This is a genomic window from Asticcacaulis biprosthecium C19 (assembly GCF_000204015.1).
GTDB classification, from domain to species: domain Bacteria; phylum Pseudomonadota; class Alphaproteobacteria; order Caulobacterales; family Caulobacteraceae; genus Asticcacaulis; species Asticcacaulis biprosthecius.
On record NZ_GL883077.1, the window covers coordinates 947,607 to 961,249 of the forward strand.

The window sequence follows — 13,643 nt, forward strand, 5'->3', positions numbered from 1 at the left end:
GGCCTCGCCGGCAGGCAAGGCGGGGAGAGGTGAAGTAAGAAAGGCCTCCGGAACTTCCAGAGGCCTTTGAACGTTTTAAGCTTCTTCCGTCGCCGCGTCTTCCTTGCGCTTGCGGGTGCGCTTGGGCTTGGCCGGAGCTTCGTCCTCAACCGCAGCGACCGGTTCGGCCGCCGGGAGCGGAGTCGGACGCGACAGGAAGGCCGGGAGGTGGCTTGCGTCGACCGCCTGGGGTTTTTCACGGCGTGCACGCGGTTCGCGTACGGCTCGCGGTTCAGCCACCGGGGAAGCCTCCACCGCCGAAGCGGCGACCACTGGTGCCGGCGCCGCTTCCGTCAGCGATGACGGCGCACGGCCCGCCGGAGCCCCCAAGGGCTCGGTCGAGGCCACGAACGGGGCTGGTTGCACCTGAGTCGGGGCAAAGCTGCCGTTCAGGTTGGCTTCCTGCTCGGCAAAACGCTGAAGGCGGCGGCGCTCATAGCGCTCGCGGCGGGTTTCGCGACGGCCGTCGGGGCCGATTTCGCCTTCATCGCGTGAGTCACGCGGTTCGAAGGTCCGCGGCTCGGTGCGTTGGTTGTTTGGGCGATCACCATTAGGACGATCGCCATTGGGGCGTTCGGCATTGGGGCGATCCCCATTGGGACGGTCGCCATTGTTGCGGAATTCGCGATCACCGTTTTGGCGGTCGCCATTGCTGCGGAATTCGCGATTACGCTCGCCATTTGGACGGTCGCGATCGCGGTTTCCGTTACCATTGGGGCGCTCGCTATTCCCGCGGTCACGTTCCCGATCGCGTTCGCGTCCACGCTCATAACGCGCCTGCTCTTCGGCCTGGGCCTGCTCTTCGACCGCCGCCTCGGCCTCGGCCTCCGCGTTTTCGGCCTCGATATCGTCGTCGTAATCATCCCAGGCCGAAGCGAAGGGGTCACGCTGGACGAATTCCGATACCGGCCGCGTCGGCTGCATCTGGCGGATCATGCGGAAATAGTGTTCGGCATGCTGCAGGTGGTTCTCGGCCAAAACGCGGTCACCCGACGAATTGGCGTCGCGGGCCAGTTGCTGATATTTTTCGTAAATGGTCTGGGCGTTGCCGCGCACCTTGGTGCCTTCGGGACCGTTCGACTCGTAAGCGCGGTTCGGGTTGTTCTGGTTACCCGAAGAAGGCTTGCGGTTACGGTTCCGTTGCCGCTTCATGCCCCTGAAATCTTTCATGTGTACGTACGTTCTCTCTTGCGCCCGCCTGGTCTCTCAGGGTTCGGCGGCGCTGTGCTAAAAATCTTGCCATGAAGCCGCGCGAAAAACTCAGAGGTCGCGGTGATCAAGCTTGCAAGTGTGTCCTGGCTATAATGGCCGGCGCCGGGGCCGTTGTGGCCCTGCCAGCGCGCCTTCGCCGGTATCCCTGACGCGATAATGCCCGGATTGACTTAAGAAAGTTCCAAGGCGCGTTCACGGTGGGAGGAAGACCCCTATGTGTTAGCGCCCTTTATACGCCCTGCCAAGTGTTTTTTTATGACGGCTTTGTGGCGGTGACGACACGCGGCAGGTTCGACAGGTCGAGCCACGTCGCCACATTCAGGAAACCGGCGTCATTCATAAGCTTTTCAACGTCTTGCGATTGGTCGAAGCCTATTTCAAGCCACGCCCTGCCACCGGGTTTCAGCAAGCGGAAAATTTCCGGCGCCAGCTCTTCGTAAGCCGCCAGGCCCGTCGGACCACCGTCCAGCGCCAGGTGCGGGTCGTGATTCTTGACTTCGGGGTCCAGGGTGGGAATCACATCCGAGCGGATATAGGGCGGGTTGGAGGCGACGATGTCGAAGCTTGCGTCGGCCAGGCCCGATCCCCACGACGTGCGCAAAAAGGCGGCGCGGCCGTCGAGGCCCAGGTTGGCGGCATTGTCGCGGGCGACCGCCAGAGCTTCCTCGGAAATATCGGTGCCCAGTCCCTTGGCGGCCGGCCGTTCGGCCAGGACCGATAACAGGATGGCGCCGGAACCGATTCCGAGATCCGCTATGGTGAAGGCGTCCGACGGCTGGCTTTGTTTGAGGATCATGTCGACGATGACCTCGGTTTCTGGCCGCGGGATCAGGACGTGGTCGCTCAGGTTCAGCAGCAGCTTCCAGAAACCCTTGCGGCCCAGGATGCGCGCCACCGGCTCGCGTTTGGTGCGCCGGTCGAGATAGCTGTTCAGGGTGTCTTCCTGCTCCGCCGTCAGTTCGCGGTACGGATCGGTGATGATATCCGTCCGCGTGGCATCGGTGGCGGCTTCGAGGAGCAGTCGCGCATCGATGGCTGGCGAGTCGATCTGGGCGGCCTTCAGGCGCTGCTGCGCGCCGGTCCAGGCTTTGACGAGGGTAATGGGCATGGCTTACGTCGAATGAAGGTTTGGAACCGCGAATGAACGCGAATGGACGCGAATGTTCCGGTATTCATTCCACCACCTGTGGCTTGAGGACGGGATCTAAGTTCTTATTCGCGTTCATTCGCGTTCATTCGCGGTTCCAATTCGGTGGAATCCGGAAGCACCGGTGGTCGCCGTTCAGAAGGCAGCTGTCACCGGATAGCGAGCGACCATCATGTAGTTGACCTCGGTATCGTCCGACAACCCCCATTGTTGCGTCAGGGGGTTGAATTCCACCCCGACCGCCGGATCGGGCAATAGCGGCGTGCCGTCCAGGAACTGGCGAATCTCCGACGGCGACAAAAACTTGCTCCAGTCGTGCGTGCCTTTCGGCACCCAGTTCAGCACATACTCCGCGCCGATAATGGCCAGGGCATAGGCCTTCAGGCTGCGGTTCAGGGTGGCGACGAACAGCAGGCCGCCCGGTTTCACCAAAGAGGCGCACGTCTTGAGGAAGGCGTCCGGATCGACGACGTGCTCGATGACCTCCATGGTCAGGACGACATCGAACAGGACTTCACCCGATGCCGCCAACTGCTCGACCGTCTGGTTCAGATAGCGGATGTCCAGCCCGCCCTCTTCGGCGTGTGCCTTGGCCGTGCCGATGTTCTTTTCCGACGCGTCCAGCCCGGTGACGGTAAAGCCCATCCGGCACATCGGCTCGCTTAGCAAACCGCCGCCGCACCCCACGTCCAACAACCGCAAACCTTCAAACGCCCGCCGCGGATTTCTTTTTGCGCTAACGCTACGCTCCTTGAGCGCGAGGTCGTCGCGGCCGAAATGATCCAGGCACGTATCACGGATAAAGCGTACGCGGGTCGGGTTGAAACGGTGCAGCGGGGCGAACTCGCCCTTGACGTCCCACCACTTGGCGGCCAGGGCGCTGAATCGCGCAACCTCGCCCTCATCGATCGAAAATCCGCTGGCCGTTCCGGAATTGTTTAGCGATTCCGCCATTTTGGACGCCTATTTCTTATCTGTCATGCGCGGATAAAACCTTGCGATGACGCGGCTTCAACGTTAGACAACCGCGCAAGATTTTGGGCGCGGCCAAAGGATAGGCGCGTGCCTGCAAGAAGGAAAGTGGCGAAATGACGCGTCTGGTGATGAAGTTCGGCGGGACCTCGATGGCCGACCTGGAACGCATCCGCCGGGCCGCGCGCCTGGTTGCGGCCGAATACGATGCCGGCCACAAGGTAGCGGTGGTGGTTTCGGCCATGGCCGGCAAGACCAACGAACTGGTCGCCTGGACCGATGGTGCCGGCCGCCCGACGGGCGATGCCGCCGGCAATGACGACGCCAGCGACGACGAATACGACGTTGTCGTCGCCTCGGGCGAACAGGTGACCGCTGGCCTCCTGGCCATGACCCTGCGCAATATGGGCTACCGTGCCCGATCGATGCAGGGGTGGCAGATCCCGATCAAGACCACCGACGTTCACGGCAAGGCGCGCATCGCTGACATCCCGCCGGAAAAGCTCTGCGCGGCCATGGATAGTGGCGAGATCGTCGTGGTGCCGGGGTTCCAGGGCGTGGCCGATGATGGCCGCATCACCACCCTGGGCCGCGGCGGCTCGGACACCTCGGCCGTGGCGGTGGCCATCGCCGCCAGCGCCGTTCGCTGCGATATCTATACCGATGTCGACGGGGTCTACACGACCGACCCGCGCATCGAGAACAAGGCCAAGCGCCTGGACAAGATCAGCTTCGAAGAGATGCTGGAGATGGCGTCGCTGGGCGCCAAGGTGTTGCAGACGCGCTCGGTCGAACTGGCCATGGCGTACAGGATGCCGGTGCGCGTCCTTTCAAGTTTTGTCGAGCCGGGTGAGGCTACGGATCAGGGCACCATCGTGTGCGACGAGGAAGAAATCGTGGAAAAGCATATCGTTTCCGGCGTGGCCTACAGCCGTGATGAGGCCAAGATCACCCTGCTGGGCGTGCCCAACAAGGTCGGCGTCTCGGCCGCCATCTTTGGTCGCCTGGCCCAGGCCAATATCAATGTCGACATGATCGTCCAGTCAGACGCGCGCAGCGGCGAAGTTGCCAACCAGTTGTTCACGGTCGGACGCCGCGACGCCAAGCAGGCCAAGGAACTGATGGAGGCTGCGCAAGGCGAAATCGGTTTCGAAGACCTGCGCATCGACGAGAACGTGTCGAAGGTGTCGATCGTCGGCGTCGGCATGCGTTCGCACACCGGTGTCGCCCAGACCATGTTCCAGGCCTTGTCGGAAAAAGGCATCAACATCCAGGTGATCTCGACTTCGGAAATCAAGATTTCGGTGCTGATCGACGAAGCCTATACAGAACTGGCCGTGCGTGCCCTTCATGCGGCTTATGGCCTGGACAAGATCGGGGCCTGATTTCGCATAACGGCTTTTCGTCTCGCACCCGTTTGGCGATAGGCTGTTGCCGCTTCGCGTAAACCGACTATAGATCAGAAAAATCAGGCGTTTACAGAGGTTTCAGCGGGCCGTTTAAGCCTTCGCGAACGATTGTCTGCCATGCTTACCCAAACGTAAAGGGCGCAGGGGTATGGACAAGACGGCGTTACTTCTCGAAGACAGCAAGACCCAGGCCAATATCATCATCGCCATGCTGTCGCGCATGGGGTGGTCGGCCGTTCACTGTGAAACCATTCGCGACGCCTGCGAGACTCTCAGCCAGATTTCCGTCCATGCCATGCTGCTGGATGTGTTTGTCGGCGACCATAATACGCTATTGCATGTCGACCGCTTTCGCAGCCTGGCGCCGCATATCCCGATGATGCTGATGACGGCCGGCTCCAGCCGCGAGGCCATCGAGGAAACGCTGACGAGCGCCCGCAAGACCGGCGCCGACTATGTGCTGAAAAAGCCGTTCAATGAAGCCCTGCTGCGCGACGTGTTCGCCTCGCTCAGCCCCGATGTCGCCATTGGCAAGAAGCGCAAGCACGTCCTGGTGATTGATGACAGCTCGACCATCCGTATGATTGCCCAGCGCGCCTACGCCGGCGCAGGCTATCGCGTGTCCTGTGCCGACTCGATGGAAGAGGCGTTTTCAAACGTCGACATCGCCCATGTCGATCTGGTGCTGTGTGACGTCTTCATGCCCGGTATGGGCGGTTTCAAAGGCATGCGGACCATCAAGACCACCTGGCCGAAGGTGCAGCTTATCTCCATGTCCGCCGGGCTGGACGAACAGGTCAGTGACAATGACGCTCTGAACGCCACCCGCCGCATCGGCGCCGATGCCCAGATTCGCAAGCCGTTCGACGCTGAGGACCTGATCGAACTATCGGCGGCTCTGCTGGACATGGCGGCTTAAACAGTTTCAGTAAAATATGACCCTTACAGCGGGCGACTGAAACGTTATTTGGCCGCCGCGCACGTTTGCGCGAGTCCTGCGGCGCTTGAGCACTCAAAATGTATCTGGATGTTAAGTCATTGTGATTATACACGGTTCCGTGACTTGCGGCGGGGAGCCTCGCACGGCTAGACAGCGGTGCAATTCCGCCGCACAGTCAACGGCTGTAAGGCGAATATGGGGAAGGCTCACGGCGTGACCATCAGGCCCGGGATCAAGGGACAATCCAAGCTGGCGGCGCCCGGCCAGCGCGGTCTGCTGCGCCAGATTCGCGAGACCATGGAGGAGGGCCAATCGGCCCAGGCGCGTCTCGACATGGTGGTGCGTATCATCGCCAATTCGATGGTTGCCGAGGTCTGTTCGATCTATCTGCGCCGTACTTCGGAAGAACTGGAACTGTTCGCCACGCAAGGTCTGAAGGCCGAGGCCGTGCACAAGACGCGGATGCGCCTCAGCGAAGGTCTGGTCGGTGAGGTCGCCCGCGCCGGCGCCCCGCTCAACATCATGGATGCCCTGTCGCACCCCAGCTTCTCGTACCGGCCGGAAACCGGCGAAGATCCTTATAAATCCTTTCTCGGTGTGCCGCTCCTGCGCGGTGGCCGCACCATCGGTGTCCTGGTCGTGCAGAACATGGCGGCGCGGAAGTATGAGGACGAGGAGGTCGAAGACCTCCAGATCATCGCCATGGTGCTGGCCGAAATCGTCACGGCTGGCGACCTGGTCGGGATCGAGGAACTCAAGGACATCGAACTGGCCCCGACGCGGCCGGAACGGCTCAAGGGCAGCGTCTTTGCCGACGGCATCTCGCTGGGCGTGGTGGTGCTTCACGAAGTGCCGGTGACGCCGGAGCACCTCCTCAGTGAGGACTCCGCCGCGGAAGAGATCCGTCTGCTGACGGCGATCGACGCCCTGCGCGACCAGATCGACCAGATGTTCGAAGGCCAGCACGGCCTGGCCGGCCCGACCTTCGACGTGCTGGAAACCTACCGGATGTTTGCCCATGACCGGAACTGGGTGCGCAACCTGACCGAGGCAGTCAAGTCCGGCCTGACCGCCGAAGCCGCCGTCGAACGCGTCCGCAACGAACAGCGCGCCCGGCTGAACAATGCCCGCGACGCCTATATGCGCGAACGCCTGCACGACATGGAAGACCTGGCCAACCGCCTGTTGCGCGTCCTGGCCGGCAAGAACACCGCACGGCGGCTGATCCCGGACAATTCCATCCTGGTGGCTCGTGACCTCGGACCGGCGGACCTGCTGGAATACGACCGGGAGAAGCTGAAAGGCATTTTGCTGGAGGAAGGTTCTTCATCGAACCATGCTGCGATCGTCGCCCGTGCCCTCCAGATTCCCTGCGTCGGCCGCCTGCAGAACCTGCGCGACCGGGTCAGCCAGGGTGACGCCGTCATCGTCGACGGCGAAACCGGTGAGGCCTATCTGCGGCCGCGTCCCGACATCATCGAGGCGGCGACGGCCCGGATGGACGTGCGCGCCCAGCGCCGTGCCGAGTTCACCAAGATCAAGGACACAGCGGCCGTCACCAAGGATGGCCACCGCATCACCCTGTTGATGAATGCCGGGCTGGAATTCGACATCGAGATCATGAACGAGACCGGCGCGGAGGGCATCGGCCTGTTCCGCACCGAGTTCCAGTTCATGGTGTCGGAAGACCTCCCGCGCCTCAAACGCCAGACCGAACTGTATGAGCGCATCATGGACGGCGCCGGGGACCGGCCGGTGACCTTCCGTACCCTCGACCTAGGCGGCGACAAGATCCTCCCCTATATGGAGATGGAGCGCGAGGAGAACCCGGCTCTGGGCTGGCGCGCCATCCGCATGGGCCTGGACCGGCCGGCGCTCTTGCGCATGCAGATCCGCGCCCTGCTGACGGCGGCGCGCGGGCGTGAACTGCGCATCATGTTCCCGATGGTGGCCTCGATCGACGAATTCCGTCAGGCGCGTGATATGGTCGATATCGAATGCAGTTGGGCTCGACGGCGCGGCCGTCCGCTGCCGTCGCTGCTGCGCGTCGGCGCCATGATCGAATGCCCGTCGCTGCTGTGGCACCTGGATGCGCTGCTGCCGCTGGTCGATTTCGCTTCGGTGGGGACCAACGACCTGACGCAGTATCTGTTTGCCGCGGACCGGACCAATCCGCGCATGAACGACCGCTATGATCCGTTGTCGCCGCCAATGTTGCGCGCCCTGGCCAGCATCCAGAAGGCGGCCGAAGAGTCGGGCACGCCGGTATCGGTGTGCGGCGAAATCGCCGGACGTCCTCTGGAGGCTTTTGTGCTGGTGGCTCTGGGCTTCAACCGGTTGTCGATGCCGCCGGCGGGGCTGGGCCAGGTCAAACGGATGATCCTATCGTGCGACCGTGAGGCGGCGGGCAGGGCGATCACCAAGATGATGGGCTCGTCGAACGGGTCTTTGCGCAACGAAATCCTGAGCCTGGCACGCAAGCTGAACGTGGATCTGTAAAGGTTTTTGACCACGAACCTCACGAACGGACACGAACTTCAAGGTGGGCCTGAAACCACCGCGCAGGTGCTCTCGACAAAAAGGGGATCCACAGATTTCACAGATTACGCAGATTTTTCTCAATCCCTCTCATGTGCATAATCGGTGGCCCCTGTTGACATAAAATGCCGCTGCGCGGCAGATTCAGGAGATACCAGAAGTTCGTGTCCGTTCGTGAGGTTCGTGGTTAAAACCTTGCGGACAAAACCTCGAGCACCGGCCGACAGAAATTTCGTTCTGATAGCCGCAGATTTTTTGTCACCAAATGGCATCGCCGATCGTATAGACTAACCGGGTTGTTTCGGCAGGGGTCGTCTACGTGTCATTTCTCGTTCGTCTTGTAACAAGCGTCGTTCTGTTAATGGGCCTGGCCATCGCGCCCGTCCAGGCCGCCGAAGGCAAGTCCGCCCATATCGACGCCAGGCTGATCTCCGTATCGCCTAGCGTCCCTCAGGGCGGCGACCTGATGCTGGCGCTCGATTACAAAGCCGCGCCGGGCTGGCATACCTACTGGATCAATGCCGGCGACACCGGCAAGGCGCCCACATTCACCTGGAGCCTGCCCGACGGCGTGACCATCGGCGACGCGAAATTCCCCGTCCCCAAGACCATCCCGACCTTCGGCCTAATGAGCTACGGCTATGAAGGCCGCACTGTCCTGCTGCTGCCGCTGCGCAATGGCTCGAAGCTGGGCGCCGGCGAGGCCCTGCCGCTGAAGGCGCGCGTCGATATGCTGGTGTGTGAAAAGATCTGTATCCCGGAAAGCTTCGAGGTTTCGCTGCGTCTGACCGTCGGTACCGCCGCACCGGGTAGCGACGCCAAGATCATTGCAAAGGCCGAAAAAGCCCTGCCCAAACCGGCGCCCTTCACCGGCACCATCGCCGTGACCGACGGCGTTGCCGAATTCGGTTTCGCCGGCAAGGACCTGCCGTCACCCCAGGACGCCTACTTTTTCGTCGCCCAGGAAAAGGTCGTCAAGGCGCCGGCGCCACAGACGGTCGACACCGGCGCGGAAGGCTTCGCCATCCGCACCGAGGCGCAAGGCGCCCTGCCCGAAGGCGACCTCACCGGCGTGCTGAAGTTCAAAAATGGCATCGCCTATGACGTCAAGCTGACGCGCGCCCCCCTGGCGCCAGGCGTTTATGGCATGGGCAGCGCTGCCGGCGGTGCGGCCGACACCTCGTTCGGAGGGATCCTTCTGGCGGCCCTGGGCGCCTTGGCCGGTGGGATGATTCTCAACCTGATGCCGTGCGTCTTTCCGGTCCTGTCGATGAAGCTTCTGGCCCTGTCGCGCGCCGGCCACGACCAGCGCCTGGCGCGCACAGAAGCCCTGGCCTATGGCGGGGGTGTCATTCTCAGCTTCCTCGCCCTGGCCGGACTGATCGTCCTGGCGCGGTCGTTCGGCGCCCAGGTCGGCTGGGGTTTCCAGTTGCAATCGCCCTATGTCACGGCGGCCCTGGCCTTGGTCATGCTGCTGGTAGCGCTCAATATGTCGGGCGTGTTCTCGGTCGGCGCAACCCTGCAACGGCTGGGGGGCGAGGTCCAACTGGACCAGAAGCGCCCGGTGCTGTCGGCCTTCCTCACCGGCGTGCTGGCCGTTGTCGTTGCGGCACCCTGTACGGCGCCGTTCATGGGGCCGGCCATCGGTGTCGCCCTGACCCAGGGCGGCCTCAGCGCCGTAACCATCTTCCTGGCTCTGGGCCTCGGGTTTGCCTTGCCGTTCGTTGCCCTGACCTTCCTGATTATTTCCGTGCCGGCCGTGGCGCGCGCCCTGCCCAGGCCCGGTCCTTGGATGAGCTGGCTGCAGCGCGGTCTGTCGGTACTGATGTATGGCGCTGCACTTTGGCTCATCTGGGTCTTCGCCCAGCAGGTCACCGGCCTGGGCCTGGGCTTGCTGATCGCTGCCGTCGTTCTGATCGTTGCTGGGCTTGTCATCGCCAGGCTGCCGTCGCTGGCACGCATTGCCATGGTGGTGACGGCGGTCGTGGTGACGGCGTTTGCCGCGGCCCACGCCCTGCCGCCAACGTCCAAGGCCACGACCGTAGCGCCGATCGACCACATCGCCTTCGGCATGAACCAGTTGACCCGGTTACGCGCCGAGGGCAAGCCGGTCCTGGTCGACATGACCGCCGCCTGGTGCGTGACCTGCAAGGTCAATGAGGTGCGTGTGCTGTATACCCCAGAGGTCGCCGATGCGTTCAAGACGACCGGCACCACCTACATGGTGGGCGACTGGACCAACCAGGATCCGGAAATCTCGCGCTACCTGACTCTGTTCGGCCGCTCGGGCGTACCGCTCTATGTCTATTACGGCCCCAACAAGGCCGAGCCGAAGGTCCTGCCGCAGATGCTGGACAGGGGTGACATCGTCAAGCTGCTGAAAGCGGGGAAGTAGTTACCCTGCGCCGAACTCGATGACGCAATCCAGGCCGGACTCCGCCGTCGCCGGGGTGACAATGACGTCGATATTGTCGCTCAGCAGCAGCGACATGTCCTGATAGGCCGTCGCCGCCTCCGCATCGGTGGTGGCGGCCAGGATGGCATCCATCTTGATATTGAGGTCCAAAGACACGCCTTTCAGGATGCATTTCAGGTCGCTGTCGGTGCCGCGAGCCTTCAGATCCAGGTGTGCCTTCATGTCGTCCTCGGCCAGGGCGCGGATATCCCGGACATAGGTGTCGAATCCCGATTGAGCACGGGTCGCCAGGGACGGCGCAAAGCCATCCGTCTTCTCTTTCAGCTGTCCGGCCCGGGTGACCAGACCGGCATAGAGGGGCTCACGCGATATCGCGCTGGTCGCCGGTGTTTGTGGCACACTGGCACACGAAGGCGCTGCGACGACGATCATGCCGAGCAGCACCGCCAGGAATACGGCGTGTTTCATTCTGCGCTCCTTCACCTGATCGCAATGAGTCCTGCCGGAAGCCTCATTCTGACCGATGTTTTTGGTACACCTCATCCTTTTCCCAAGCGTGGCCATCCACGTTTGGGCATGAGGCCCGGTTCGGAACGCATAGTGCAAATTTCCGGCCAAGAAAGCGTTAACAAGGAAGCGTTAACGCGCACCCCTCCCATCCCTTGCGACAGGCGCAGAGGTGAAATCAGGCGCTGCAGGCCGCCGTGAGACGGCCAGCATCTGGCAGACATCAGGTCGTCAGTACTGGACTTGCGTGCGCTGGGCTTCGGTCCGGCATTCAATGCCGCCACTGCACCCGCCGTTGTCGAAGGCCACAAAAGCCCAGGCGACAGCTCCAATCAAAGCCATGGCACCGAGTGTGGCAATTACAAAACGCGAGGCACTTTCCATTGCATGGGAACGCTTGCTCATAGTTTTGCCCTCCTTTAGGGGAGCTTTATTTATAACACCTAATTGCCACATATAACAGGGATTAACGAAAATTTTTGACGCAGGTGTCAAAATACCGAGGCGCGATAAAATTCCCCTTGTGGGCGAGTGGTTTGCGGCGATCCCGTGCCGCAGCGCCCACGATGACCGGCCGCCTTGCCTTGTTCTTTATGGCCGTATGGGCTAAGGCGCAGACATGACCGACAGCACCTCAGACACCCCTTCCGAATTTCGCCCCGAAGCTCGCTCGCCGCGCGGTTTCGCCGACAAACGCGCCAGCCAGATCGCGCTCGAGCGCCGCCTGGTCGAGACCGTTACCAAGGTCTATGAAGACTTCGGCTTCGAAGCGCTCCAGACCCCGGCCTTCGAATATGCCGACGCGCTCGGCAAGTTCCTGCCCGACTCGGATCGTCCCAATGTTGGCGTGTTTGCGCTTCAGGACGACGACGATCAGTGGATGGCCCTGCGCTATGATCTCACCGCGCCGCTCGCCCGGTTTGCCGCCCAGAACTGGGACGGCCTGCCCAAGCCCTTCCGGCGCTATGCGTTTGGCCCCGTCTATCGCAATGAAAAGCCGGGTCCCGGCCGTCTGCGCGAATTCATCCAGTGCGATGCCGATACCGTCGGCACCGATCGCCCAGAGGCCGATGCCGAAATCATCGCCCTGGCCGTCGCCGGCTTCAAGGCGGCCGGTGTGCCGGCCCTGCTGCGCATCAACAACCGCAAACTGCTCAATGGCCTGCTGACCAGCCTTGGGGTCACCGGCCCCGACCAGCAGATGGCGGTGCTGCGCGCCATCGACAAGCTGGACCGCCTCGGCGTCCCCGGCGTCGAACTGTTGCTGGGCAAGGGTCGCAAGGACGACAGCGGTGACTTTACCAAGGGCGCCGGACTGGCGGATACCGCTATCCGCCCGGTGCTTGATTTCGTTATGGCGGCGGAGGGGGGCGCCGCGCGCTCGCTAGTGCTGCAACGTTTGGGCCATGTGCTGGCCAACTTCCCCGAAGGCCAGGCCGGCCTGGAAGACCTGACGCGCATCGACACGGCCCTGACCGCCCTGGGCGTCTCCGACAGCGCCGCCGTGTTCGAGCCATCGATCGTGCGCGGCCTGGAATACTATACCGGCGCGGTGTTCGAAGCCGAACTGCTGCTCGAAACGCGCGACGAAAAAGGCGAGATGGTTCGCTTTGGCAGCGTCGGTGGTGGTGGCCGCTACGACGACCTGGTGGCGCGTTTCACCGGCGAACGCGTACCGGCCACCGGCTTCTCTTTCGGTGTCTCGCGCCTGGCGGCGGCCCTGCGCCTGGTCGAGGGCGACAAGGCCAACGCCGCCCGCGGCCCGATTGTCATCATCAACTTCTCCGAATCGGACATGGGCGCCTATTTCCAGCTCGCTGCCGAGATCCGCGCGGCGGGCCTGGCAGCCGAGGTTTATCTCGGCCGGTCGGGTATGAAGGCGCAAATGAAGTACGCCGATCGGCGCCTGTCGCCGGCGGCCGTTATGATCGGCGGAGATGAGCTGAATAATGGTACCGTTACCATAAAAGATCTCGATCTGGGCCGGGATTTGGCGTTGCAAATTAGTGACAACAAGGCCTGGCGTGAGGGCCGTCCGGGGCAGGTGACCTTGCCCCGCGCGGAGGCTATCAACCATTTGAAATCTATAGTGAAAAACGATTGACACCGCTGTCAATTAGTGATCGGGTTTTGACCGATTTGGTTGAACTTGTTACCACCTTGACGTAGGGTCAAAATAATTTTGACACGATGTGATAAATCACAGTTGACATGGTAGGCAAAAATCTGGTTATTGCGGTCTCAAGAGAACAGAACTTCTCCCGTAGAGAGAAGTCAGTTCCGGCGTTTCGGGGAGGAAACGCTCGCTTAAAACAAAACAGAAAGCTCGCCGCGCGGTATCCCCCTCGGCGAGCTTTTTTTTGCGTCAAATTGCGGCGGTTTTGACGAGGCTGTCAAATTTAGACCTTAAGTAAGGTTTTGACCACGAACCACACGAACGGCACGAACGTCGTGATTATCCCA

At 62.1% G+C, this 13,643-nt stretch carries 10 protein-coding genes; 5 read left to right on the top strand and 5 right to left on the bottom strand.

What is annotated here, in order from left to right:
- Positions 1-75: 75 nt before the first annotated feature.
- The 3 genes from ABI_RS04885 to ubiG form a co-directional block, all read right to left on the bottom strand.
- Positions 76-1,191, bottom strand: a complete 1,116-nt coding sequence (locus ABI_RS04885) for a DUF4167 domain-containing protein (protein WP_050808198.1) — start codon at positions 1,189-1,191, stop codon at positions 76-78.
- Positions 1,192-1,504: 313 nt separating this feature from the next.
- On the bottom strand, positions 1,505-2,359 hold the full coding sequence (gene prmC, locus ABI_RS04890; protein WP_006271735.1) for a peptide chain release factor N(5)-glutamine methyltransferase: 855 nt from the start codon (positions 2,357-2,359) through the stop codon (positions 1,505-1,507).
- 174 nt (positions 2,360-2,533) lie between these two features.
- On the bottom strand, positions 2,534-3,352 hold the full coding sequence (ubiG, locus tag ABI_RS04895) for a bifunctional 2-polyprenyl-6-hydroxyphenol methylase/3-demethylubiquinol 3-O-methyltransferase UbiG (protein WP_006271736.1): 819 nt from the start codon (positions 3,350-3,352) through the stop codon (positions 2,534-2,536).
- Between the two features lie 134 nt (positions 3,353-3,486).
- Here ubiG and ABI_RS04900 point away from each other — a divergent pair, with 134 nt between their 5' ends.
- From ABI_RS04900 to ABI_RS04915, 4 genes are all read left to right on the top strand, one after another.
- Positions 3,487-4,755 (top strand): aspartate kinase, encoded by a 1,269-nt coding sequence (locus ABI_RS04900; RefSeq protein ID WP_006271737.1) that lies wholly within the window; start codon positions 3,487-3,489, stop codon positions 4,753-4,755.
- Between the two features lie 172 nt (positions 4,756-4,927).
- The gene (locus tag ABI_RS04905; protein ID WP_006271738.1) at positions 4,928-5,698 is read left to right on the top strand and encodes a response regulator; all 771 of its coding nucleotides are present in this window, start codon (positions 4,928-4,930) and stop codon (positions 5,696-5,698) included.
- A 318-nt stretch (positions 5,699-6,016) separates the two neighbouring features.
- Positions 6,017-8,218: a phosphoenolpyruvate--protein phosphotransferase gene (ptsP, locus tag ABI_RS04910; RefSeq protein ID WP_245531328.1), complete on the top strand. Its 2,202-nt coding sequence runs from the start codon at positions 6,017-6,019 to the stop codon at positions 8,216-8,218.
- 358 nt (positions 8,219-8,576) lie between these two features.
- Positions 8,577-10,652: a protein-disulfide reductase DsbD family protein gene (locus ABI_RS04915; RefSeq protein WP_245531297.1), complete on the top strand. Its 2,076-nt coding sequence runs from the start codon at positions 8,577-8,579 to the stop codon at positions 10,650-10,652.
- On the opposite strand, the gene ABI_RS04920 is transcribed toward ABI_RS04915, so the two are convergent.
- Both ABI_RS04920 and ABI_RS24870 read right to left on the bottom strand, forming a co-directional pair.
- Positions 10,653-11,141 carry a hypothetical protein gene (locus ABI_RS04920; RefSeq protein WP_006271743.1) on the bottom strand — a complete coding sequence of 163 codons (489 nt, stop codon included), beginning with the start codon at positions 11,139-11,141 and terminating at the stop codon, positions 10,653-10,655. It lies immediately after the preceding gene.
- Positions 11,142-11,411: 270 nt separating this feature from the next.
- Entirely contained in the window at positions 11,412-11,585 is a 174-nt protein-coding gene (locus ABI_RS24870) for a hypothetical protein (RefSeq protein WP_157138695.1), read from the bottom strand.
- A gap of 214 nt (positions 11,586-11,799) precedes the next feature.
- Between ABI_RS24870 and hisS the strand changes: the two genes are divergently transcribed.
- Positions 11,800-13,284, top strand: coding sequence for a histidine--tRNA ligase (hisS, locus tag ABI_RS04925; RefSeq protein WP_006271745.1), 1,485 nt, complete (start codon positions 11,800-11,802; stop codon positions 13,282-13,284).
- Positions 13,285-13,643: the final 359 nt, after the last annotated feature.